The organism is Sediminicola sp. 1XM1-17 (assembly GCF_037203765.1).
Taxonomy (GTDB): Bacteria; Bacteroidota; Bacteroidia; order Flavobacteriales; family Flavobacteriaceae; genus Sediminicola.
In genome coordinates, this window is record NZ_JBBCAS010000006.1 from 150,056 (window position 1) to 173,213 (window position 23,158).

Genomic DNA, 23,158 nt, shown 5'->3' on the forward strand with positions numbered 1-23,158 from the left:
TTGTATAAAAATACATGTAGTTGTATGTATCCTGTCTTTACGTGCTTTCCTTTTAAATATCAATAATTGATTTAACCGATGTTTCAATGAAACAATTAATTGTTCTTATAATTGGATTGGTCAGTTTCAATGCCGGAGCCCAGTCTTCGGCCTTGCAAAAAGCTGATAGTTTATACCGTATTGGTAATTACATTCCCGCGATTAATTATTATGCAGCAGTAGGAACTATAGCTGCTCAGATTCAAATAGCCAATGCATATAATGCCATAGGTAATTATGACAAGGCCATAGATTCATACAAAGCTGTGGTGGATAAAAATGAAGCACAAGTCCTTGCAAAATTTGAACTGGGCAAACTGTATTTAAAGACAAACCAGTTTTTAGAGGCTTTAAAGGTCTTTCAACGTTTGAATATAGATCGGGGCAATAATCCAGAGTTTCTGTATTATGAAGGTCGTGCTTGGCAGGAATTGGATAGTATTGAAAGCGCCAATAAAAAATTTAGGAGGGCGGTGGATTTAGACAGCACACATTTGAGGAGTACCTACCAATTGGGCAAACACTATTTGCAACAAAGAAAGCTCGATTCTGTCTTGTATTATGTAGATCATGGATTGGTGTTTTATGAAAATGATGTTTCATTACTCAACCTTAAAGGTTTGGCTTATTTCAATGCAAACAAGGGGTACTTGGCCTTGCCTATCTATGAACAACTTTTGGAACTAGGGGAGAATACAACCTATGTTTATGAGAAGCTTGGGGTTTTATACGGTCTTTTGTATGAGAACGAGAGGTCTAAAATGGCTTATCAAAGTTTTATTGAATTGGAGCCCACTAATCCCAAGGCACTATATGGGCTCGGTAACGCATATGCAAAGTTGAAGGTTTTGGATAGTGCCGCTATTTATATAAAGGAAGCCATAGTTCAGCAACAGATCAAATTGGACAAGGAATACAATGCTTTGGCCCGTATAGCAGTTGATCAAGGTGATTTAAAGTCAGCGATTGCTTATTATAAAGATGCACTGCAAGAAGATCCCGAGGGATATTTGTATAAATACGAGATCTGTTTTCTGATGGATCAGTTTTATAAAGATCCAAAAATGAAACTGGGGTGTTATAGTAATTATATGGAAACATTTGGTAAGAAAAAGGATTATTTCTCTGAGTTCGCCCAAAGGCGTATCAATGAGTTACGGGAGGAAATTCATTTTGAGAAATAGTCCGTTCTTACTGATAAGTTGCAATAAAAAAGCCCAACATCTGTTGGGCTTTTTTATTGTTTGCTCAAAGGCATGTAGATCTCTGCCGTCCAGTTCAGTTCATCTCCACCCATATTGGGGTTGTTGAAAAAGATTTCCATGGGTAGTCCGGTGACCTCAATATCCTTACTTTTGGCATAGTCCAGCAGTGCATACCATGCCCTATCGGATGTAATATAATTTCCATTGTAAATGGCCTTCAGGGCTTTTCGGGACTTTCGATAGCCGTAGTGGAGTTCTGGATGTTCGGGTAAACTATCAGATTTGATGACAGGATATCCAAAATTGTACTCTATGCTGTCCTTTTGCATGTCCCATTTGGTGATTTCAATAAAAGGCCTGCCCTTTAGTGTTGCTCCGTTATTGACCAAATAAGGATCTAACAAGGGGAAATTTCGCATCATGCCACCTGCCTTACCAAATTGGGATGTTTTTACCTTTACATAGGCATAATAGGTGGCGCTTATTTCGTCTTCGCCTACAACTGAAACCCTTATGTTTTTAATATGCTCATGGAGCTTCTCATTGAAATCGGCCAATGTTTTTACGGTGCGTTTCTCAAAATCGGTCTTCGTAAAAGGAATACGGATCTTATTGATGAAACTATGCGCACTGTCCTTGGCAAAGATCTTGATTTTGGAAACGGAATCGTTTACCGCATCAATTTCCCATGCATATAAATGGGTTGTATCGTTGAAGTGCAATGTCTGGTTAAGTTGGGCCAATTCCTTCCCTTCGTTTAGTTCGGCCTTGTCCAACGTGGAATTCCAAAGTTTTATGGTCTGGTTAATCGTCCCAGGATTGGCTTTGGCCTTAATGGTTACCAAATAGTCGTACGGGTAGAAGAAAAGATACCAAACAATCCCTACTATACATAGGGACAACAGCACTAAAAAGAACTTTTTCATATTATTGCTCCAATGTTGCCAATTCAGATTTTTGTTTCATGTTGAGGTTCTCCACAACATATTTCCCTAAATCCCGACCTTGTTTTACTCCAACTTCTACGGCTGCCCTAAAGTGGATACCACCGTACATTCTGCTTATCGCTGCTTCATCGGCAGCTTCTGAAAAAGAAGAAAACTTCCGTACCGGCAATCCAAAGCGAATTTCGGTGTCGTCCTCAAATGCAAAATCGTCCCCAAAAATACTGGTAAGGGCGGTAGAAGCTGCACCGGAAACTACGCTGTGACCACTGGGGTACTCTGGAAACGGTGGCGTTTGGAGCACCGGTTTCCAACTATCATCGATAAATTGATTGATCAGTGTTTCTGGCCTGATCAAATTGCTGCGGTATTTCTCATCCCAACAACTGATAAAGGCATCTGCCATGGCAATAGAGGTTTTGGTATAGGCGTAAATGGTCTTATCAAAATCACTATCTGTTTTTTTACAGGCGATCTTTGTGATCCCTATCCAATGTGCCCCAGGAGTGATCTTCTTTGTGGCGAACATCAAATGTCCCCTTGTCACCGAAACATAAGGATTACAGTCCCAGAACTGTGCAATCGCTATTTCTTCTGAAGTATCTCCTTCTTCAGTAATTTTCATGCTTATATCGTATACTTCTTGGAGTTCCTTGTAGAAGTCTGAACTTTTTTCTACCGAATAGGCGGGAGGGGCCACAGGTTTAAATTGTGCCGCGGAATCCATGACATAAGGTCTTATCTTATTCCAGTGCGGTTCAATTCCGGCCATATAGGAAGGCGGAGTGGGTTGCCAGCGCGCAGGATCGTCCGTATTTACCGTAAATTTTGGCATGGTACGGGTTTGTTTGTAGTTGTCCTTGTCCATCCAGGCAGCAATATGGTCAGCAACCAAGAGACCATAATCTTTGGAGGCATTGAATTCCGTCGGGTTTTTTGAGGACCAATCCGTATATAAACTGTCCCTGAATATATTGATTTTCTCCTCACTGAATATCAATCGTCGGCTAATATCCATATGGGCAATAAGGGCCGCCAATTTAGGATTTACCTTCCCGGATGGTTCAGGACTGGGGATGGGAGTTAGATCATTTAGTTGTCCCGCCAAGGATTTGTACTCATTATTGTGTGCCGCTATGATTTCAAAGGCTGCAATATTGGGGTAGGCAAAAATTCTACTGGCCACAGGTGGGGAAAAAATATCATGAATCATTATCTCCGTTACCCTATCCACGGATTCGTGAAATAAATCGGGGGTGATAACTATGGGTTCTTCCTTTTTTTGGCAACCAATAAGAATTACAAATATCAGTAGTAGGCTTATTTTCTTCATCATTTTCCAATGTTGTTTATCAATTGATATACTTGGACCTTTTCATTGTTGAAAGTCGCAATCAAATAAGGTTTGTTCTTAAATGTGATGATATTGAGATGTCTTATAGATCTTTGTGAAAAGTCCAATCCCAGATCATCACCCAAAATTACATTATTTTTGCTTTTAATCATAGCCCCGGCAAAAGATCCCAAACGACCGTGGTATGGTTTAACTCCAAAGTAATTGCCTGCTGCAAGTACCTCTTCAGCGCCATCTCCGTCAAAATCATACGCCAGAAATGTCATAATGGGCGCCATTTGTAGCTCCACGTTGAAGGGTACAAAGGTAAAATTCCCGTTATTATTTTCCAGATATCCGGAGCTCAGTTCGTGTACTTCGAAAACCTTGGCTTTTTTAAGTCCTTCCTCAGAAAGGATGCCTTTTATGGGTTTTCCTGCGAAATCTTTATACGCTGTAAATTTCTTTCTTAGACTTATCAATTGTTCGGAAAGGCCTTTTAATCCTTCTATAGGATAATCTTCACCATTTTTTTTAATGGTCACAATAGTTTCCGTACTACCGTTGTTGTCAAAATCAGCATAGTACATCTTTAAAGCTGATTTCTGTGAGGCTTTGAATTTGGAATTCAACCCCCAGTTGCCGAGTAGGTAGTCCTTGTCACCGTCCTTGTCAATATCAAAGGGAATGATACTTTGCCATAGGCCGTTCAATTGATCTAGGTCCATATCATCCTTGATCAGCGTGCCTCCTTTATTTTTGAAAAATGTGGGCTGCATCCATTCCCCTACTACGATAAGGTCCAAAGTACCATCGCCGTTGTAATCGTCCCAAACGGCATCTGTAACCATACCAATATGGTTCAGGGATTCATTTTCCAATATCTCAAATTTTCCATTCTTGTTTTGTAGGACATAAGAATACGGTGTCTTCCCATAGTCATTGGTAACCATTTGATTCCCTACAAAAAGGTCCATGTCACCGTCTAAGTCGTAGTCTGCCCGCGCCAGAACAGAAGCATTTTGAAAGGTGGCAGGGAGTTGTTCTTGAACAAAGGTGGTGTCTTTCTGAGTATAATAGCTGTCCAATAGCGGTGGCATCTCGTTGAAAAAATCGGCACCCCCGGACCCTATAAAAAGATCTTTCTTACCATCCTTATTAAAATCCTCAATAACCGCCACTACGTCTTCTTTGATGGAATCTTTTTTGATGGTCGGGAAAGCCTTTTCTTTAAATCCGTCAGCATGCTGTACGTAGAGTTTAGAAGCCATGAATTTGGAACCGCCAAAAAAGATATCCTCATTTCCGTCGTTGGTTAGGTCACCTATGGCTACTGCAGGTCCACGATCAGAAAATTGATAAGGAATCAATTTCTGCCTATTAAAATCGAAATAGGAGTCCTCCTTGTGTTCAAATTCAAGACCTAGGTTACCTTCAACCTTTTTGAAAATTTCATTTTTGTTCTGTACAAAAATAGGGTAGGTTGCCTGTACTTCTTCTTTTGGTGCAATTACCAAAGTCTGGTTTACCTTAACATTTTTTAGGAGCTGTGTTGTTCTATTGGGCCATATAATGCGAATAGAATCGATTTTCGTGTCCTTTCCATATCCAAAATGAACAAGAGGTTCAGAGGATGCCTGAAAGCCCCTGACCGTGTACATTTCCTTGTATTGAAGGATTCCCTTGTGGTAAGACAAAATTTTGGAACCTATGCCATATGGATTTTTTCCGGGGAATTTCAATTTGATTTTTAAATAATTGGCCTTGTTGTCGGTTTTATTGATATAGAGGGTTGCCGGATGGTTGATGTTGTTGGTCACAATATCAAGGTCCCCATCGTTATCCAAATCGCCCATAGCTGTTGCACCGGAGATCAGGGTATCCCTTTTGATCCAGTTTTTGGACTTATCGATGAACTGCAGATTGGAAGTCCCTTTAAAGACATAATTGGGGATGTTGCCTGAGGGCATCATATCCAAGGCCTGTTGGTCTACCAACTGAGTGTTGTCAATTTTTGTTTTGATCTGGTCGTTGGAAGCGAAATTTATAAAGTCCAGGTCATTGGGTCGCTTTGGGATACCATTGGAAATAAATATATCCTGTTCTCCATCCTGATCATAATCGGCAAACAGGGAGCTCCAGCTCCAATCTGTGGCTGCAATACCACTCAAAAGGGCCGTTTCCTTAAATTTTCCTCCGGGTTGATTGATGTGAAGCATATTCCTGGTAAACTGATAGTGGTATCCGAATTGTCCAACCCTAAGTTTTTGTATTTGGTAGTCATCATCACCTTCGGAAGACTTGAGTACGGTCTCGTCCTCGGGAAGCATGTCCAGGGAAATAATATCGGGCCAGCCATCGTGGTTGATATCCCCAACGTCATTACCCATGGAAAATCGTGTGGTCTGTCCAAAATACTCCTTTAGGCTTTCTTTAAAGGTACCATCGCCATTGTTCAGGTAGTAATAATCATCCTCATGAAAGTCGTTTCCAACATAGATGTCGGGCCAACCATCTTGATTGAAGTCGCTAATGGCAACTCCTAGGCCATACCCGTTGACTCCACCATAAATACCGGCCTCTTCACTAACATCTACAAAGGTATTTCCGTCATTTCGAAGTAAGCGGTCCCCAGTTTGGAAGTCTCTTTGTAGCCTAAGATCTGACCGGCCGAAAGATTCCTGGGTATGTACCGCATGGTTTAGTAGGTATAGGTCAAGATCACCATCCAAATCATAATCCAAAAAAGCTGCATTGGAGCTGAAGGTTTCAAAATCCAAGCCGTATTGGGCTGCGCTTTCGGTGAAGGTAGAATCTCCATTGTTGATAAAGAGTTCATTATAACCGTTAAAGCCATTTATTCCAACAACTGCGCAGACATAAATATCAAGAAGACCATCACCGTTTACATCCCCCATAACGGCACCTGTATTCCAGGTGCTATTGCCGGCAACGCCTGCTTTTTCGGTGATATCTTCAAAAGTTAGGTTTCCTTTGTTGAGGTAAAGCTTGTTCTTTACCTGGTTACCTGAAAGGTAGATATCAGGAAGGCCATCGCCATTGATATCGCCAATGGCGACCCCGCCACCGTTATAAAAATAGAGATAGTCCAAAATATTGAGATCATTGCTCTCTGTTAAGGTGTTGCTGAAGGTAATACCAGTTTTTTCTGGGGATGGATTTGTAAATAACTCGCCTTCCTTTGAACCGCAACCAACCAGCAGCAATAGGATCATGGCCATGACAATATTGTTATTCATTGAGCTTGTATATCTTGGGTTGTGTATTATTGATAGCCGCTATAAGAAATGCATTTCCCTTGCGGTCTTTAAATTGTTTCAGGTGTTTTATTTCTTCCCGTATAAAGAAGCCACTTTTGTTATAGTCCTGCCATTGGAAATCCAATTCCTTATTGCCCAAGAGCACGTTGCCATAATTGGCATCCAGTCTTGAATATTGAGGTTTGAATTCAAAGTTATTACCGCCCATGATCAGGTCCAAGTATCCATCTTGGTTGATGTCTGCACAAGAAATACCACATATACAGGATAATTGTACCCTTGGGGGAAGTACTTTGATCGTAAATTTGCCTCCTCCTTCATTAATTGCGATCACTGATTCTGATAAAGCAGATTTCTTCATTATCGAATTTTTGAATATCTCCTCCGGAAATAATTCATTGATGGTCTTCTTCGCGTATTCGGAAGCTTTTAAGTTCCTTTTCTTTAATGAAACCATTTGGTTGGTTAGCTCTTTTTTCTGGTGCAAGGGGTAATCTTTCCCATTTTCATTCAAGGTAACGATCTGCTCAATGGTACCATTGCCATCAAAATCATTGATCCACATTTTCATTGGATTGGTTACGGTGGGTTTGTAGTGCAAATTGCTTCCCTGATTCCCCAAAATTAGGTCATTGTCACCATCATTGTCCAGATCTGCTGCTTCCACAACATTCCAAAGTCCGTCCAAATTATCCAGGGAGGTATTCATTTTTGATAAACGTCTCCCAGAATTTCTATAAATATTTGGCACGCCCCATTCGGATACGGTTACAAGATCTTTTTTGTTATCCCCATTAATATCTACCCACAGGGCATCAGTAACCATGCCTGCGTCCTTCAGATCGTAGGCCAATCGTTCGGTGGCATTTTTAAAGGTGCCATCCCCATTGTTTTCCAAGAACAAATGATCCGGGTTTACCCCATAGGTGCCCACCACACTTCTGGAACCGATAAAGACATCCATGTCGCCATCTCCATCAAAATCATAAGGTGCAATGGAAGAAATATTTTTGAAGGTAGAAGGAAGTATTTCATTTGACTTTTGAAATGCACCTTTGCCATTGTTGATATATAATCGGGTCCTGTAGGTCCTTTCTTCACCTACTTGGTTGCCTCCAGAGCCTACCATCAAATCCAGATCAGAATCCCCATCAACGTCAAGGAAAGCTGCGGCGGTGTCCTCGTGTTCGGAATCTTCCACAAAAACCCTTTGTTTGAGGGGAGTAACTACCCCGTTGCCCGTATGGGTATAGATGGTTGCGGGCTGACCTTTGGCACCACCGATAAAAATATCCTCATTGCCATCACCATTAATATCACCCACGGCAAGGGCAGGGCCTTCTTGGGAAAGAAGCTTGTATATTAATCCCTCATAATCAAAATCGTTATAGTTGTTTTCTTTATGCGCCAATAAAGATTGGTTCTTGACTTCTTGGAGCATAGGTTTTGTGTTCTTGTTGTTCAGAGGTTTAAATCGTGATGTTGCCTTGCTGTGTTCTAGGACAAGGGTCTGGTCAACTGAAACATTCACCATTTTTTGGGTCATATCATCGGGCCAAACGATCCTAATGGAATCTATTTTAGTGGATTTTCCCAATCCAATGGTCATATCGTAATCTACGGAGGATTGGAATCCTCTTGACGGCACCAATTCTTGATATAGGATACTACCTCCATGGTAAAAGGTAGCAGAGGCTCCTATGGCAAATTTGTTCTTTTCCGGTCCCTTAAATTTCAGTTTAATAAAGTGGTTTTTGGTCATGGAATTGGACTTGTTTTCATAAACAAACGTGGGCATGTTTACGTTGTTCACGACAAGGTCCAAGTCCCCATCATTGTCCAGATCCCCATAAGCTGCACCGTTGGACATGGTAGGAAGCTCAAAACCCCATTCCTTGTTGGCATTGGAAAAAGTTAGGTCCTTGTTGTTCCTGTATGCGAAATTGGGCTGTGGTTTAATGGGCATTTTGTTGATAATGGAATCTATGGATTCTTTTCTTCCGGTAAGTGCCATTTTTTGAATGATCTCATTGGCAAAGAAGTCCACAAAATCGAGGTCAGTAAGGTCATGGTTAATCCCATTGGTAATGAAAATATCTCTAAACCCATCATTGTCCATATCAAAAAGCAATCCTGCCCAGCTCCAATCTGTGGCGTCAACGCCACTGTAGTAGGCAATTTCCGAAAATGAACCATTGCCATTGTTCAGCTGAAGGGTGTTTTGGATGTACTGCTGATAGAAATCCTTGTCCTGTTTTAGTTTAAATACATCATATCCATCAAATTCCATGACCGATTTTACCCGTTCGTTGGCTTCCGGCAGCATGTCGGTAATAAAGATCTCCACATTGCCGTCATTGTTGATGTCCGCCATATCAACCCCCATAGCGGAAAGGGAAAGGTGAGATGTCCACCCCTTAATATCTTCTGTAAAGGTCCCGTCCTGATTGTTGATATAGAGGTAGTCCCTCTCGTAAAAATCATTCGAAACATAAATATCGGGGTATAGATCTTTGTTCAGATCACTGATCATGACCCCCAACCCAAAACCAATGAGGCTCCCGTAAATACCGGCTTCTTCGCTTACATCTACAAAAGTGCCATTGTCATTGCGTAACAACATATCGCCGACCCCTTTAAAAATATCTGGAACCCCGGCCCAATCTTGTGCCCTGACATCTCGTTGCTCGGCATATCCCAAGCTGCTCACCGGAATATTGCTGTTATTTAAAATATAGGCATCCAGGTCACCGTCTTTGTCGTAATCAAAAAAGGAGGCATGGGTTGTAAAGCCTGTCTTTGCCAAGTTGTATTCCGCAGCTCTTTCGGTAAAAGTGAGATCACCATTGTTGATGTATAGGTCATTATCATGATTGTTGCCCTCCATGTTACCAGCGTTACTCACATAGATGTCCAGAAGTCCATCTTGGTTTATATCTACCATAACGACTCCTGTAGACCAAGGTTTGCTGCCTTCAACCCCGGCCGATGCGGAGATGTCTTCAAACTTCATATTGCCCTTGTTCAGGTAGAGCTTATTGGCTACCATATTCCCGGTCAAATAGATGTCCGTAAGTCCATCATTGTTAATATCGCCAAGGGCAACACCTCCACCGTTGTAAAAGTTCCGGTATTTAAAAATATTGAAGTTCTTTTGATTTTTAATCTGGTTGATAAAATCGACCCCCGTCTCTTCCGGAGAGAGCAGGGAAAAGAGGGTAGGGGTTTTATCGGCTTCTTCTGCGTTGGTGTCCTTTTTAGAATTGCAACCAGCCAAAATCCCAAAAGCTGTGATTAGGGTTGCCAGTAGTATTTGTTTACTGTTTTTCATAAAATTTAATTCCCATTTTTAATCAAAAATACCGGAGATGCATTGTTCATTCCGACGATATAATATTCTACTTTATTTATAGTCACTGATTTAATGCTTCTAGCTGGCCCTGAGATATCAAAGTTTTGATTGTGAGACCAATAGAAGTTGCCTTTTTTGTCGTTCAACAAAAGTATGCCATGTGAGGCATCCATCCTACCCAATTGAGTGCTAATTTCAAACGTGTTCCCAACGAACAATAAGTCCTTATAACCATCCCTGTTTACGTCCTCTACCATAATATCGTGGGTGGTTGAGGCCTGTGCGATCAGCGGGAGATTTTTGGTTGTGAAATGTCCCTTGCCATCGTTTTGTAAATAAAGGCTCCGTAATTCAAATACTTCTTTTTTCGCTGCGGATTTTAATTTTTGTTCAGAAAAGAGGTCTTCTAGGCTGGCCTGGGCATATTTTTTGTACGAGAGGAATTGCTTGTTCAAAAATGGCATTTGTTTGGCCAGTTCGTCTTTTGAGGCAAAAGGTGTTTCAACATCTCCTTCAAAGTAGGTGACCAAGGGTTCTACGGTGCCATTGTCATCGAAATCCGATCTGTATAGGGTCAACGGTTTTTCAACCGATGCTTTCAACCTGCTATTGGTTCCCCAGTTTCCTGCCATAAGGTCCAGATCACCATCATTGTCAAAGTCCCCAGCAACGATAACATTCCACAAACCATGTGTATTTTCCAAGCCTGTGGATTTTTTAGGAACAAGTTTACCATCTATATTGGATTGGATGGTAATAGGTTCCCAATATCCCGCGCTGATCAGCTCTTCTTTGCCGTCATTATCGATATCTGCCCATATAAAATCCTTGACATTGGCCAGATTCCTAAAGTTGTTGTATTCATTTTTTTTGAACTCGGAGAAGGATCCTTTTCCATTGTTCAAAAAGATATATTGCTTTGTAGGCTCCCCAAATTTTAGCGGATTCTGGTCACTGGAAATCCATACATCCAGGTCGCCATCATCATCCAGGTCTTTTACTTTTACCTTGGATGCATTAATCTCCACATTTTGAAATTGTACGCTATCTTTTACAAAGCTACCCATTTGGTTGATGTAGAGTCTTGGGCGAAGACTACGGCCGTTCTGAAATTCATTGCCGCCACTCACCACCAAAAGGTCTTTCCAAGTATCTCCATTGGCATCGAAGAAAACTTGGGAAATGTCCTCATTGATGGCATCTTTTTGGAAAAGGTCCTCCTGAACGTTTAAAAAGTTACCATCTTTTTGTTGTAGCCATAACTGGGAAGGTTGGGCCTTGGCACCGCTGATAAATATATCATGAAGACCATCTTTATTGACGTCTTCTACCGTTACTTCAGGACCTTCGTTGGTATTCGCAAAAGGAACCAACGGATCCCTGTTAAACTCAAGGGTTGGAGGATCCTTATGGGTAAACGGTATTATGCTGTCGGCATTGGTCAGTAGGGGTGGTGCAGCGTGATTTGAGCCGAATTCAAACATTGTAATGGCATCCGATGCTCTTAGGGTGATACTTGTATTGGTTGGTATATTGTAGAGAACTTCATAGGTTCCCTGAGGCCAAACCACCCTTAAGGAGTCTATGGTCTTTGCTGCGCCAAGGCCTAAATGAATTTTATTGGGGACGGAAGAAAGGTAACCCTTGGTCACAAAATTCTCTTGAAAAATGGTTTTATCGGAAATGAATGCCGTAACATTTGCCCCTATGCCAAACTTATTTTTTGAGGAACCTTCGAAAGCTATTTGTAAGTAATTGGTATTGGCCTTAGGGCGACTTTTATTTTCCAATAGGGTTGCTTCTTCATCTATGTTGTTTACCACAATATCCAGATCACCGTCATTATCCAGATCGGCATAAACACATCCATTACTATAGGTGGGAGTTTTGGTGTGCCATTGGGAGGTTACATCTGAAAAGGATAGATTGCCATTGTTCTTAAAAAAGTAGTTGGATACTTTTTTCTGTGGTATTTCCTTGATGAAATCCATGTCCTCTGCAGTCATGCCTTTGGCTAGGCTCTTTTGAAGGGATTCATTGGCAATAAAACTGATAAAGTCCATATCATTCGTTGCTCTTTTAATACCGTTGGAAATATAGGCATCCTTAAAGGTATCATTGTCAAAATCTGCAAGAAGAACCCCCCAGGACCATTCTGTTGCCGAGAGTCCGGCCATATGGCCTATTTCACTAAAAGTATTGTTGCCCAAGTTAAGGTGCAGGGTGTTCTGCATGTATTGTGGGGCATAACCGTTTTTTAGATAATATTGATAGGTTGGATATGGAAACTCCAGACCTGAAGTTTTGTAGGTTTCGAGATCTTCGGGAAGCATATCCAACGACAAAATATCTGTTAGACCGTCATTGTTGATGTCCGCAATATCATTGCCCATGGAATAGTGTGTGGTATGTCCCAAGTTCAATTCACTTTGTGTGATCAGTTCTTTAAAGGTACCGTCGGTCTGGTTGATGTAGAGATAGTCATTTTCAAAAAAGTCATTACCTACGTATATATCGGGATAGCCATCGTTGTTAACATCACTAACGCCCAATCCCAGACCGTAGCCAATTCTTCCCTGAAAAATTCCTACTTCCTCTGAAATGTCAACAAACCAACCATTGTCGTTTCTGTAGAAGCGATCTCCGGATTTTTCATCCGGGTTCATTCTCTGTGATCCTTTCCCATAGGTGCTGTTGGGATGAACGGAGTGGTTCATCAGGAACATATCGAGATCACCGTCCTTGTCATAGTCCAAAAAAGCGGCTTGCGTAGAAAAACCTATGAAGTCAAGACCATAAGTGGCTGCATCCTCTTTGAATACGGGAATGCCTTGGGAATTATTGCCTTGATTGACAAATAGTAAATTTTTGCCCTGTATAGCGTTGAAATCACCAACCTTACACACGTAGATATCCAAAAGGCCGTCATTGTTGATGTCTACATGGGTTACTCCGGTGGTCCAATTTCCTTCGTTTTTGATTTGTGATACGGCTGTGGTGTTGGAGAATTTCATGCCACCAAGATTGATGTACAACTGGTCCGCCCCCTGGTTGGCAGTAAAATAAAGATCAGTAAGACCGTCGTTGTTAAAATCAGCTGCCGCAATTCCAGCGCCATTGAAAAAATATAAATAATTAAGAATATTCAATTCTGGCGTTTCCGTAAGCTCGTTGGTGAAGTTGATACCTGTTTTTGAAGCCTCTAGTTTTATAAAGCTTTTGTCTTCTTTTTTTTGGCAACCGTAGAGCAGTATCGTAAGTAGAATTAAATGCCCAAATATCCTATTCATCAATCTAATTATGAGGACGACAAGATACTTAATATGCTTTTAGCACGGAAGTTGAGTTGCATAAATTTTTCAGTTAAAATAGAGGATTTTGTTGTAGGATAATACTTATTTTAGTGGGATAGAAGTGGTTTTTTTTGATGTTGGTTGAAGAATGGCTAGTTATAGGTTTATATAGATTTGTGCTGTGGGATGGGCAAAAAAAAACCCTGATCATTTGATCAGGGTTTTTGATAATATTAGGTTGGATTAGTATCCTTCGTTCTGAACCAAGTTAGGGTTCGCCAACAATTGTGCTGGTGGTATTGGGAACAAGTTACGTGCTGTGTTGCCAATTTGACCTGCATCTTTGAATAACCAATCTCTATTGAACTGACCAAAACGGATCAAGTCATTTCTTCTCCAAACTTCCTGGAACAATTCACGACCTCTTTCATCCAAAAGTTGCTGCTCACCTACAGAAGCAAGTGGTTGGGCACCTCTTAACTGACGAAGCGTGTTAACCATAAGTGTTGGGTCTTGACCGCTTCTTAACATGGCCTCGGCTTTCATTAAATAAGCATCTGAAAAACGGAATACTATCTCATGACCAACAAAGCCGCCACCGTATCTTGGGTTGTACTTCATTACACGGATACCTGTTGTTTCATCGTTATTGATGAAGTTAGGAGATCCTGTAGCGTCAACGAAATCTCTTTTAAAGGTCAGTGGATTACCGGCTCTGTCTTTTAGGGCATTACCAGTTAAACCGTATTGTTGTCCAATAAGATACCCAAAACCAACGTTGGATCCATCTTCAAGGCCATCTTTATCAGTGGTACCTGGTTCTCCTGTAAATGGAGTACCAGCTGGAGGAACGCCTCCTCTTCTTTCTTCTTGACCATCCAATGGATTGCCGTTAATATCAACTCGGTTGCTATTGGCATCTCCTTCATATAGATCGTAAAATTCGGCAAGCGTACTGAATCCGTTCCATCCTCCACCTGCAACTGAAGTAGAGTTGTAGTGAAGACCGTTGAAGATTCTGTTACCTGTAGCCAAAGAGCTCAATGACCAGATGGTTTCATTGTCAGCTTCTTTGCGGAACAAGTCAAAGTATCCTGCTTGTAAGGCAAATTGGTCTCCTTCTATAGCGTTAACCAATGAAATAACTTCTGCCATGTCAGCTGAATCTGGACTTCCGCCTAAGTAAATGTGCTTGTTCAAAAGAACTTTAGCCTTTAAATGACGGGCCGCTGCTTTACTGGCCTTGTTAAGGGCATCACCACTTCCTGCTGTAACCGTTGGAAGGTTGGCAATTGCTCTATCCAAATCTGCTATAATAAAATCTACTGCAGCTTGTCCGGTTAGTACCTCTGGCAAAGATGAAGAAGGTAATTGAGTGTCCCTAAAAGGAATCTGTCCGTAGTTGTCCAAGATAATCCACATAGAGTAAGCTCTCAAGAAGCTTGCGTCACCAATGTTTTGTGCCGTAGGGTTACTTCTCTCATCCAATATTTGGGAAGCAAATAACTGATTTGCGTTGAATTGATCCCAAACCGTACGGATAAAAGCGTGCTCACTGTTCCATGAGTGATTGTGAAGTACTCTCCACAATCCGTTATCACCCCAGTCGGTTCCCCTTGTGGGAACAAGTGCTGCGTCTGTTGTTACTTCCTGTAGGGCAAAGAAGTTTGCCTGGTCTCCATACTGGCCACCAACTCTATTGTAAAGCTCGTCTACAGTTGAAGATGGATCTGCCAACCCTTGGAAACCGTCACTGATAATAGAATCGGTCTCCTCGATTTCAAGGTTTGTACAGGAACTAAGTCCTATGACAGACGCTAGGGTTAGGAAATATATTTTGAATTGATTTCTTTTCATGATATTCAATTTTTTTAATTAAAAGGATGCATTAATTCCAAAGGTTATTGTTCTTGGGTTAGGATATGCTGCCCAGTCTATACCTCTGGTTGGTACTCCAGAACCTAAATCTCCGGTTGCTGATGTAACTTCAGGATCTAGTCCACTGTAGTCAGTGATCAAGAACAAGTTCTGACCAGTTACAGACAGACGTAAGGAATCAAATAGTCCTTCTCCTGATAATGGTACGTTGTAACCAATGGAAGCGTTTTGGAATCTAACAAAATCACCTTTTTCAAGGAATCTTGTAGAAACATCGGCAGATGCTCCACCTGCTTCTCCGTTTCCTATTACATTTTGTGTTACGTTTCTACCGTTGTTGATTGAACCGGCAGTAAAGAAACCGTTAGCTGTGTTATTGTAAACAGAGAATCCGAATTGCCCTGAGAAATAAGCTGCAGCATCCCAGTTACCACTTCTAAAGTTTAAAGATAAACCAGTAGTAACGTCTGGAAGAGCATCTTCTCCTACGAACTTCTTGTCGGAAGAAGGATCACCTACACCATTGCCATCTATGTCCTCATAAATTGGGAAACCTGAACTGTCGAATCCTTCAAATACCGCCATATAGTAAGAGAATAAGGAGTAGCCTGCTTCAAATCGTTGAGCAAAGGCTCCAGAAAGTCCTTGACCATTGATCTCACCAGTGTTAATGGCGCTTGCAAAATCTTCTACAGTGTTGTCATTGTAAGCAATGTTGAAAGAAGCAGAAAAAGTAGTGTTGGCCGACTGAATAAAGTCATAACCCAATGCAAATTCAACCCCTTGGTTTATGATAGCTGCATCTACGTTACCGAACTGGAATGGGTCAACTGCAGGTGCTGCTGGAGGAGTTCTTAAAAGAACGTCTGTTGTTCTGTCTCTATAGAAATCTAAGCTACCAGATAATCTGTCAACATTGAATCCGAAATCCAAACCTACGTTAAGACTCAAAGTGGATTCCCACTTTAGGTCAGGAACATCGGTAGCAACAATTGCGGTACCGTTTTGGTTAACAGCATTGTCATTTTGGATACCAAGACCTGAGAAACGCTGTCTTGCCACGAAGTTACCGTATCCTAAACCATCCTGGTTACCTACTTTACCAGCACTTAATCTTAGCTTTAAAGTGGAAACTGCGTCTCCAACAAAATCTTCCTCACTCATTTTCCATGCGAAAGCACCAGAAGGGAAGTACCCATATTGGTTTTCCGGACCGAAACGAGAAGAACCGTCAGCCCTCATTGTGGCTGTAAATAAATATTTATTGGATAAGGTGTAGTTTAATCTGGCGAAGAATGATTGTAGCTCATCAGTATTGTTGAAAGTATCAGCAGTCATACCTTCTACCTTTTGAACGAAATTACTTCCTACGTTTTCTCCTGGAACAACAGTTGGTTGAAGTCTATTTACTAGAAGTCCGTTAGTGTTTGCTCCATAGAAGTATTGTTGGTAAGAACCATTAATAATACTTGCAGCACCATTTACAGTTTCGCGTAGATCAGCTCCCATTTGGTTCAAATCGGTAGTAGCAAAAGTTCTACCGGCAGAGTTTCTTCCGCTAGTATTAAAATCTTGGAAAGAGTATCCAGCCAAAACATCAAGTTTGGAATCCGCAAATTCCTTGTTGTAGTTAAGGGTAGCTTCCAAAAGGTTGTTTTCTCTGTTCAATGTATTGTAAACACCAAAACCTTGATTTTCGATACCAGTAAAGTTCTGTACATCCCCTGAAATTACAGAAGTGTTTTCACCTTCAGATTTATCGTAACCTAGATTCACTTTTCCAGTTAGTTCTGGAGTGAACTTATAATCAACAGAAGCATTGATCAAGACTCTGTTGGTAAAGGTTTCGTTCTGTGTATACGCCAAGTAGTTGGCAGGTAATATCTGGGTTCCTCCGTCAGAAAAACTAGGATCTGCAGGCCAAGTTGGGTTGGCAGAGTAACCTGCTCCCAAGATATCGCCACGAAATCCTGCACCACCTGATAAAGGCGCAGTCTCATCATTTACTCTAGAGATACTAGTTTGAAGTCCCAAGGTAAGTTTATCATCCAAAAATCTCTGATTAACGTTCAATCTTCCGGTGATACGCTCCAAGCTCGATTTTTCAACAACCCCAAATTGTTTTCCATAACCAAAAGTTGCGCGAACATTTCCGCTACCATAGTTTCTGGAGTAAGAAAGGTTTTGGTTTTGTGAAGCCGCCGTTCTGGTCAAGAATTCTTGCCAATCCGTATTTGCTCCGAAATCTGCAGCTGCAGGATCATTTACCGCAGCTAGGTATTCGTCTCTTTTTAATAGATCATAACTGTTAGCTGGAGTAGCAATACTTAAAGTGGAAGAGAATTCAAATTTTCCTCCTGAAGCTCCTTTACCACTTTTGGTATTGATAATAACAACACCGTTTGCACCTCTAGAACCATAAATCGCTGTAGCGGATGCATCTTTAAGAATACTGATGCTCTCAATATCTGCTGGGTTTAAGAAGTTCAATGGGTTTTTTACTGCGTTTCCACCACTTCCGGTATCACCACCTGGAGAAGTGTTTCCTCCTGCCAATGGCACACCATCTACCACAAATAGAGGGTTGTTCTCACCTCTAACAGATTTGGATCCTCTAATGTTCAACTGGATTCCTGCACCAGGTTCCCCACTGGTCTGTTGGATATTGACACCGGCAGTTTTACCCTGTATCAATTGTTCCGGAGATGATATGACACCACCGTTGAAATCCTCAGCGGTAACCGCTGTTACAGAACCTGTTGCGTCTTTAACAGTAGTTGTACCATATCCAATGATGACCACTTCGTCCAATGCTTGAGCATCTTCTTCAAGGGTAATAGATATAGTAGACCTGCCATTTACTGCAACTTCCAAAGGTTTGTAGCCAATATAGCTAAAAACCAATGTAGCTGTACCTCCTACATTGTTCAACGTATAGTTTCCGTCAAAATCAGTTTGTGTACCATTGGTAGTTCCCTTAACCAATACACTGGCCCCAGGTAAAGGGCCACTGGCATCAGAAACAGTACCTGATACCGTCTGAGCTTTTGCAAGTCCAAAGCACAAAAAGGCCCCAACAAGCATTAAGCTTTTTAGTAGCGTAATCTTCATAAATAAGTAATTTTAGTTTAGTTAATTTCAATTCCAGGTTAAACTTATGCAAAATATTTGTTAAAACAGCTAAGAAACGTGCATAGAATTTCACGAAAACGGTTTCGTGTTGATAACTTACATTAAATATCATACTCACAATCTCAGCTACCTTTAATTCAATTAATGGTAATTTTTTAATCAAAAGTTCATTATTTGGCAAGTTAAAACAAATATAGGGATTTTTACAAAAATAGAAATTTTTGTTAAAAATGGAGGATGGGAAGTCAGGTATCCATGGAATCATACCGTATTGTTAAAAATTTATAATTTTACTTCTTAAGACTTTTTTAATGATTATTTTTCACCCGCAACAGAAATAGTTGCCTTAAAGAACTGGTCCATTTTGAAAAGAAAAATAACACTTAAGCACATTGCCAGGGAATTGGATGTATCCATATCCACCGTTTCCAAGGCCTTGAAAAACAGTGAGGAAATAAGTAGGGATACCAAAGAAAGGATTCAGGCTTTCGCAAAGCTCTACAATTATAAACCGAACAATATTGCGGTAAGTTTAAAAAACAAACGGACCAAAAACATCGGGGTGATCATTCCCAATATTGTCCATCATTTTTTTACGACCGTGGTGCGAGGTATCGAGAAATATGCCAACGCCAGGGGTTATAATGTGATTGTTTGCCTTTCCGACGAATCATTTGACAAGGAAGTCATTAACATGGAAATGTTGGCCAATGGCAGTATTGATGGGTTCATTATGTCATTGTCTACCGAAACCCAGGCCAAAAATGATTATAACCATATTAAAGAGGTCACCAGTCAGGGGATCCCTTTGGTGATGTTCGATAGGGTTACCGATGAAGTGGAGTGTGACAAGGTCATCATCAACGATAAAGATGGGGCCTACGAGGCCGTAAAGAAGTTGATAGATGCAGGGCGCAAGAGAATAGCTTTGATCAATACAGAAAATTTAAGCGTGAGCAAGGCTAGAACGGAAGGTTATTGTCAGGCCCTTCAGGATAATGGAATGCCAATAGATGAAAATTTGATCCTGACGCTTCCGTTTGAAAGTATAGATGAAGAGGCCATTCAGGAATTTTTTAATAACACTTCTGTTGATGCCGTGCTTTGCGTCAATGAGATATTTGCCATTTACAGCATGCGGGTTGTACAGAAAAAAGGGTTTAATATCCCAGCGGATATTTCCTTTATCGGGTTTACAGACGGACCTTTGTCCAGATACGCCAACCCAAGTCTTAGTTCTGTGGCGCAACATGGCGAAAGCATGGGTGCGATTGCTGCACAACTATTGATAGATAAGGTTGAAAATGAAGAAGATGAAGAAGTGTTTAGGACTGAAATTATTGAATCTACACTGATAGAGCGTGAATCCACGATTAGGTAAATAGATTGAATAGCAAAGAGAGCAATTTTTTAAGGCTTTCCAGATCTTTATCTGTTGTCTATTCATCCAAGCAACACTGGTAGTTCTGGTTTTTGCTTGAAGGCCGGCGATGGCTTAAAGAAGTAGAAAAAATTTATATATTTGCGGGGCTATCAATTTATGTTGTTACTTCTCACTTTATTTATTTTTTTGATAGCAAATCGGCCTTATAATTGGTGCTTCCAATTCTTAGGAGCTTTTTTTATTTCCGAAAAAAGGAATTAAAGGAGCTAATTGAGGTGATAGATTTTTATTTTATTCGACTATTAATCAGCCAAGGGCTGTAATTTAATTTATACATAGTGAACAAAGGATTCATATTTGATTTGGATGGTGTCATCGTAGATACGGCAAAATACCATTATTTGGCATGGAAAAAATTGGCCAATGAACTGGGATTCGAATTTACCGAAGAACAGAACGAGGCGTTCAAAGGTGTCAGTAGAAAAAGATGTCTGGAAATCTTATTGGAACTAGGGGAGGTAGATGCCACCCAAGAACAGTTCGATAACTGGATGATAGAAAAAAATGAGGATTATTTAAGTTATATTGAGAAAATGGATGCGTCGGAGATTCTTCCCGATGTGCCAAAAATTCTTGATTTTCTTAAATCTAACAATATACCCATGGCTTTGGGTTCTGCCAGTAAAAATGCAGTACCCATTTTGAAAAAAGTAGGATTGCTCTCGTATTTCAAGGTCGTGGTAGACGGCAATAGTGTGACCAAGGCAAAGCCGGATCCGGAAGTATTTCTTCTGGCGGCCCATGATATTGGGGTTGATCCTTCACAATGTGTTGTTTTTGAGGATGCCCTTGCCGGAATTCAGGCTGCCAATATAGCCGGTATGACGAGCATTGGGATTGGGGACGCCTCAATACTTACCGAAGCGCGCTATAATTTTAATGATTTTACAGAAATAAGTACAGATTTTATTAAACAACTAACCACTTTATAACATGAACCAGGATTATATAGTACCAAATGTTTGGTCGATCATAGAAGAAGGATTTGACAAGGAGAAAGTAAAATCTTCTGAAAGTTTGTTCAGTATTGGAAACGGTGCCATGGGGCAACGTGCCAATTTTGAGGAGCATTATTCGGGACATACCTTTCAGGGTAGTTATATTGCCGGAGTGTATTACCCGGACAAGACCCGTGTTGGTTGGTGGAAAAATGGGTACCCGGAATATTTTGCCAAGGTGATCAATGCCCCCAGTTGGATTGGCATAGATGTTATGGTCAATGGAGAGGCCTTGGATTTGAACACCTGTAAAAAGGTTGCCAAATACAAAAGGGAACTGAATATGCAAGAAGGGTGGTACAAACGATCTTTTACGGCTACCTTGCCAAATGGACAGGAGATTGAAGTTCATGTGACCCGATTCCTGAGCTTGGATATCGATGAGGTTGGGGCCATACAATACAATGTAAAAGCCTTAAGTGGAGATATGGAAGTGTCCTTTTCCCCTTATGTGGATAGTGGTATTACCAATGAGGATACCAACTGGGACGATAAATTCTGGAACACTACCAAGGTGTCTTTCGATGGGCAACTAGGCTTCATTGAGGCACATACGATGAAAACAAATTTTGCGACTTGTACCTTTATGGAATCCAAATTGTTCCACAACGGCAAAGCAGTAGCCCTGAACAGTGAAGCATCTATAGAAGAGAACAAAGTTGGTTTCAATTATAAGGTTTCCATCAAAAAAGGAGAGTCGGCCACCCTACATAAATTTGGTGGATATACCGTTTCACGAAATCATGAAGCCTCACAGCTGGTCAATGCGGCCAAGTCCGTTTTGGAAAAAGTCACCACCATGGGCTTTGATGCACTTTTGGATAAACAAAAGGAGGCTTGGGCAAAGATCTGGGAAATGAGCGATATAACCATAGATGGTGATATCAAGGCTCAGCAGGGGATCCGTTTCAATATCTTTCAACTGAACCAAACTTATTTGGGGAAGGATTCTCGTTTGAATATTGGTCCAAAAGGATTTACGGGCGAGAAATACGGCGGAAGTACCTATTGGGACACCGAGGCTTACTGTATTCCATTTTATATGGCTACCAAGGACCAGAGTGTGGCAAGAAGTCTATTGAAATATAGATACAACCACTTGGAAAAGGCGATTGAAAATGCGAAAAAGTTGGGATTCTCAAATGGAGCGGCCCTATATCCCATGGTAACCATGAACGGGGAGGAATGTCATAACGAATGGGAAATTACCTTTGAGGAAATCCACCGTAATGGAGCCATAGCCTTTGCCATTTACAATTATTTCAGATTTACCGGAGATTACTCATATATCCCAGAAATGGGTCTGGAAGTGCTTATAGGTATTTCAAGGTTCTGGCAGCAGCGGGCTAGTTTTTCAAAGCCCAAGAACAAGTATGTGATCTTAGGGGTTACAGGTCCAAACGAGTATGAAAATAATGTGAACAATAACTGGTATACCAACTATCTGGCAAAATGGTGTATTAATTATACATTAGAGCAACTAGGGAAGGTCAAGGACGGCTACTCCGATGATTACAAAAGAATTATCGGCATGACCAAATTAACGGATAAGGAAACGGAGGCCTGGAAAAAAGTAGCCGATAATATGTATTTTCCGTTCTCCGAGGAATTGGATATCTACCTGCAACAAGACGGATTCTTGGACAAGGAGCTTATAACGGTTGCCAATTTGGATAGGTCCCAGCGCCCAATCAACCAGAAATGGAGTTGGGATAGGATATTAAGGTCCCCATACATCAAACAGGCGGATACCCTACAGGGCTTTTACCTGTTCGAGGACCACTTCACGTTGGAGGAACTGGAAAAGCATTTCGATTTCTATGAGCCTTTTACGGTTCACGAGTCTTCATTGTCTCCTTGCGTACACAGCATACAGGCAGCAAAGTTGGACAGGATGGAGCAGGCTTATACTTTTTATTTGCGTACCTCCCGTTTGGATCTGGATGACTACAACAAAGAGGTTGAGGAAGGATTGCACATCACTTCTATGGCCGGTACTTGGATGAGTATCGTGGAAGGTTTCGGAGGCATGCGCGTTGTAGACGATAAATTGTCCTTCACTCCAAGAATACCCAAACAATGGAAGGCATACTCTTTCAAGGTGAACTTTAGAAATAGGATCTTAAAAGTGAAAGTGACAGAAGCGGGAACCAGTTTTGATTTGGAGGGGACCGATGAAATGTCGATCAGGGTCAATGGAAAACGCGTAGTGCTAAAGGCCGGTGAAACGGTATCAGCTTAACTCACAAAAAAACCAGC

General features: G+C 41.1%; 11 protein-coding genes. 4 read left to right on the forward strand and 7 right to left on the reverse strand.

Annotated elements, in window-relative coordinates; genetic code table 11:
• Window positions 1-86: 86 nt before the first annotated feature.
• Window positions 87-1,223 (forward strand): tetratricopeptide repeat protein, encoded by a 1,137-nt coding sequence (locus tag WAA86_RS10625; RefSeq protein WP_337300983.1) that lies wholly within the window; start codon window positions 87-89, stop codon window positions 1,221-1,223.
• Window positions 1,224-1,276: 53 nt separating this feature from the next.
• Here the strand turns inward: WAA86_RS10625 and WAA86_RS10630 are convergent, their stop codons facing one another.
• The 7 genes from WAA86_RS10630 to WAA86_RS10660 all read right to left on the reverse strand — a co-directional run bounded on the left by WAA86_RS10630 (window position 1,277) and on the right by WAA86_RS10660 (window position 18,436).
• Window positions 1,277-2,170 carry an AraC family transcriptional regulator gene (locus WAA86_RS10630; protein WP_337300984.1) on the reverse strand — a complete coding sequence of 298 codons (894 nt, stop codon included), beginning with the start codon at window positions 2,168-2,170 and terminating at the stop codon, window positions 1,277-1,279.
• A 1-nt stretch (window position 2,171) separates the two neighbouring features.
• Entirely contained in the window at window positions 2,172-3,521 is a 1,350-nt protein-coding gene (locus WAA86_RS10635; protein ID WP_443217586.1) for a vanadium-dependent haloperoxidase, read from the reverse strand.
• Window positions 3,521-6,781, reverse strand: coding sequence for a VCBS repeat-containing protein (locus tag WAA86_RS10640; protein ID WP_337300986.1), 3,261 nt, complete (start codon window positions 6,779-6,781; stop codon window positions 3,521-3,523). Before WAA86_RS10640 ends, WAA86_RS10635 begins: the two co-directional genes overlap by 1 nt.
• On the reverse strand, window positions 6,774-10,133 hold the full coding sequence (locus tag WAA86_RS10645) for a VCBS repeat-containing protein (RefSeq protein ID WP_337300987.1): 3,360 nt from the start codon (window positions 10,131-10,133) through the stop codon (window positions 6,774-6,776). Before WAA86_RS10645 ends, WAA86_RS10640 begins: the two co-directional genes overlap by 8 nt.
• A gap of 5 nt (window positions 10,134-10,138) precedes the next feature.
• Window positions 10,139-13,444 carry a VCBS repeat-containing protein gene (locus WAA86_RS10650; protein ID WP_337300988.1) on the reverse strand — a complete coding sequence of 1,102 codons (3,306 nt, stop codon included), beginning with the start codon at window positions 13,442-13,444 and terminating at the stop codon, window positions 10,139-10,141.
• A gap of 246 nt (window positions 13,445-13,690) precedes the next feature.
• Window positions 13,691-15,304, reverse strand: a complete 1,614-nt coding sequence (locus WAA86_RS10655; protein ID WP_337300989.1) for a RagB/SusD family nutrient uptake outer membrane protein — start codon at window positions 15,302-15,304, stop codon at window positions 13,691-13,693.
• Window positions 15,305-15,322: 18 nt separating this feature from the next.
• Complete coding sequence (locus WAA86_RS10660; protein WP_337300990.1) at window positions 15,323-18,436, reverse strand: SusC/RagA family TonB-linked outer membrane protein; 3,114 nt, start codon at window positions 18,434-18,436, stop codon at window positions 15,323-15,325.
• A 385-nt stretch (window positions 18,437-18,821) separates the two neighbouring features.
• Here WAA86_RS10660 and WAA86_RS10665 point away from each other — a divergent pair, with 385 nt between their 5' ends.
• From WAA86_RS10665 to WAA86_RS10675, 3 genes are all read left to right on the forward strand, one after another.
• Entirely contained in the window at window positions 18,822-19,838 is a 1,017-nt protein-coding gene (locus tag WAA86_RS10665) for a LacI family DNA-binding transcriptional regulator (RefSeq protein WP_337300991.1), read from the forward strand.
• Window positions 19,839-20,179: 341 nt separating this feature from the next.
• The gene (gene pgmB / locus WAA86_RS10670) at window positions 20,180-20,833 is read left to right on the forward strand and encodes a beta-phosphoglucomutase (RefSeq protein WP_337300992.1); all 654 of its coding nucleotides are present in this window, start codon (window positions 20,180-20,182) and stop codon (window positions 20,831-20,833) included.
• A 1-nt stretch (window position 20,834) separates the two neighbouring features.
• Window positions 20,835-23,141 (forward strand): glycoside hydrolase family 65 protein, encoded by a 2,307-nt coding sequence (locus tag WAA86_RS10675; protein ID WP_337300993.1) that lies wholly within the window; start codon window positions 20,835-20,837, stop codon window positions 23,139-23,141.
• Window positions 23,142-23,158: the final 17 nt, after the last annotated feature.

Excerpts from the sequence above, each read along its gene's own strand:
- WAA86_RS10655 (WP_337300989.1), bottom strand. The coding sequence starts at position 15,304 with ATGAAAAGAAATCAATTCAAAATATATTTCCTAACCCTAGCGTCTGTC.
- WAA86_RS10650 (WP_337300988.1), bottom strand. The coding sequence starts at position 13,444 with ATGAATAGGATATTTGGGCATTTAATTCTACTTACGATACTGCTCTAC.
- WAA86_RS10660 (WP_337300990.1), bottom strand. The coding sequence starts at position 18,436 with ATGAAGATTACGCTACTAAAAAGCTTAATGCTTGTTGGGGCCTTTTTG.
- WAA86_RS10640 (WP_337300986.1), bottom strand. The coding sequence starts at position 6,781 with ATGAATAACAATATTGTCATGGCCATGATCCTATTGCTGCTGGTTGGT.
- WAA86_RS10635 (WP_443217586.1), bottom strand. The coding sequence starts at position 3,521 with ATGAAGAAAATAAGCCTACTACTGATATTTGTAATTCTTATTGGTTGC.
- WAA86_RS10630 (WP_337300984.1), bottom strand. The coding sequence starts at position 2,170 with ATGAAAAAGTTCTTTTTAGTGCTGTTGTCCCTATGTATAGTAGGGATT.
- WAA86_RS10625 (WP_337300983.1), top strand. The coding sequence starts at position 87 with ATGAAACAATTAATTGTTCTTATAATTGGATTGGTCAGTTTCAATGCC.
- WAA86_RS10645 (WP_337300987.1), bottom strand. The coding sequence starts at position 10,133 with ATGAAAAACAGTAAACAAATACTACTGGCAACCCTAATCACAGCTTTT.
- WAA86_RS10675 (WP_337300993.1), top strand. The coding sequence starts at position 20,835 with ATGAACCAGGATTATATAGTACCAAATGTTTGGTCGATCATAGAAGAA.